Genomic DNA, 1,453 nt, shown 5'->3' with positions numbered 1-1,453 from the left:
GTGATGCTCCTATAGATGTCAAGCGGCTTGAAGAAGGAAGTCCCGGTACTGCGCTGCGAACTCGTCATCACGAGCTTCAGCGCGTTCGATACGTGAAACCTTTACCTGACCGACGCTGAAATGCTCGGCCACCACTCTCAGGCTCATCTTCTTTGACTCCCGCAGAGGGCGCAGGTCATTGATAGCCGGAACGATGGGTGGATTGATGATGAGCGTGTATACCTCGGCGGCGACATACCGTTTGAGACACCTCATGATCTCTCTCTTCGATTTCGCTTCCGCGGTGCGTCTGGCCACGTATTCCTTCGTTCGTGGATCGCTGGACATTCTCGACTTCACGATGTCGAACAAGGCACTATTGGCCTGCCGGTCTCCTCCTTTGTTGAGTCTGTGCCGGGTGATCTTGCCCGACGATGCCTGGAGTGGGCTGGTCCCGCACAGGGCAGCGAACGCAGCTTTCGACGTGATCCTCTCTGGGTTCTCACCAGCTGTGACCAGCAGCTTCGCTGCGGAGATTGGCCCCACGCTCTTCGTGGCCGCCAGAGCAGGGGCCACCTGTGTGGTCAGGTCAGCAAGCTGGTGATTGGCCGCATCGATCTCTTCGGTGAGAAATTCGACTCTTTTGGCCAGGCGACGCAAAGCGATCCCGAGGTGATCGTCAGCTGCCGGACGTGTTTTGGCCAGTGTTGTATGGAGGTCAGGGTCCTTGAGATCCGCGTATTTCTCCCTCACCTGGGTGGGAGCCGTGGTGAGGAAGTTGATGGTCTGCGTGATCGCCGCGGTACGTGCTTTGACGGCTGTGGTGCGGGTTTTGAGGATCAATCGGATCCCGTCGACGGCACCGCCGAGGAGTTTCGGGATCGGAAGGTCATCGAGGTCAGCGGCGACGGTCTTGGCAGCGGCGTAGGCATCTATAGGGTCGGATTTCCCGCCCCGGCGGGTCTGTCGGTTGGGGCGGATGACTTCCTTGGCGAGAACGCCCTGTGATCGGAGGTAAGCGCAGACCCCGGCTCCGTAAGATGCGGTGCCTTCGATGCCGACGGCGAGGATCGTGCCGAAGGAGAGAATGAAGTTCAGTAAGGCCGTGTATCCGGTGCTGGTGGTGGGGAATTCTTTGTCGCCGAGTTTCTTCCCGATTTCATTTGTGATGCCGACATGGTTCGTGTTTTGGTGGGTATCGATCCCGGCGTACACATTCGTTGGTGTTCCTGTCATGATGGTGGTGCCCTTTCCATTGGACTGGTGGGGTGAGGGCCAGTCGGTCGGGCAGACAGGACGTTGACGGGACTCTGTAAGTGTGGAGTCACGCTCCTATGAGGTCATGTCCCCACCGGCTGGTTCTCTTTCGGTGGTGACGGGAACCCTGGTGGACAGATCACGAGAAGGACACCGCGGAACGGGTCAGTCAGGCTTTGGGTCACACCGGGATTCCCGACCTTTCCAGTATCAACGT

At 58.5% G+C, this 1,453-nt stretch carries 1 protein-coding gene; it reads right to left on the bottom strand.

Features of this window, described 5'->3' with window-relative positions; translation table 11 throughout:
- Nucleotides 1-18: 18 nt before the first annotated feature.
- Complete coding sequence (locus tag INT40_RS20300; RefSeq protein ID WP_101575102.1) at nt 19-1,215, bottom strand: IS110 family transposase; 1,197 nt, start codon at nt 1,213-1,215, stop codon at nt 19-21.
- Between the last annotated feature and the right edge of the window lie 238 nt (nt 1,216-1,453).

Source organism: Brevibacterium sp. FME17 (assembly GCF_014897515.1).
Lineage (GTDB): Bacteria > Actinomycetota > Actinomycetes > Actinomycetales > Brevibacteriaceae > Brevibacterium.
This window is presented reverse-complemented; position numbering and strand designations above follow the sequence as displayed.

Excerpts from the sequence above, each read along its gene's own strand:
- INT40_RS20300 (WP_101575102.1), bottom strand. The coding sequence starts at position 1,215 with ATGACAGGAACACCAACGAATGTGTACGCCGGGATCGATACCCACCAA.